This window comes from Bradyrhizobium sp. IC4060 (assembly GCF_020193715.1).
GTDB classification, from domain to species: domain Bacteria; phylum Pseudomonadota; class Alphaproteobacteria; order Rhizobiales; family Xanthobacteraceae; genus Bradyrhizobium; species Bradyrhizobium yuanmingense.
In genome coordinates this window covers 1-476 of the sequence record NZ_JADYVJ010000073.1, presented here as the reverse complement: position 1 = coordinate 476, position 476 = coordinate 1, and the positions used below count along the sequence as shown (strand labels likewise).

The window sequence follows — 476 nt, the reverse complement described above, 5'->3', positions numbered from 1 at the left end:
GTGTTCGAGCGGCCGTTGCCGAGGTCCACCTGCCGGATGAGGCCGGCTCCCCGCAGCACGCGGAAATGATGGGTGCGCGTGGCCTTGGCCACCGGCAGGCTGAAGGTGGCGCACAGGCACGGCCCATCGGCGCGGGCGAGCTGCAACACCACGCGCCGCCGGTGCGGATCGGCCAGGGCCGCCAGCACGCGGTTCAGCTCAAAATCTTCGGCGTCGGGATGCCAGAGGGCCTCGTCCAAATTCCCGTCCTCAATCCATCTCTGCCGTCTTGCGGGATCGCAGCCTTGGGCGCAAGGTACGATAATATCGTACCATAGAGGCTGCACCATGACGACCGCGCGTGCTGTTCGCATTCATTCCTTTGGCGGGCCAGAGGTGCTCCAACTGGAAACCGTGGAGCTTCCGCCGCCCGCGGCCGGCGAGGTGCAGGTGCGCCAGACGGCGGTCGGCTTCAATTACATCGACGTCTACCAGCG

The 476-nt window shown here is 66.4% G+C and carries 1 protein-coding gene; it reads right to left on the bottom strand.

Going from position 1 to position 476, the window contains the following annotated elements:
* Positions 1–239 (bottom strand): helix-turn-helix domain-containing protein (locus I6F16_RS37525; protein ID WP_225174779.1); only part of this gene is annotated, 239 nt, incomplete at its 3' end.
* Positions 240–476: the final 237 nt, after the last annotated feature.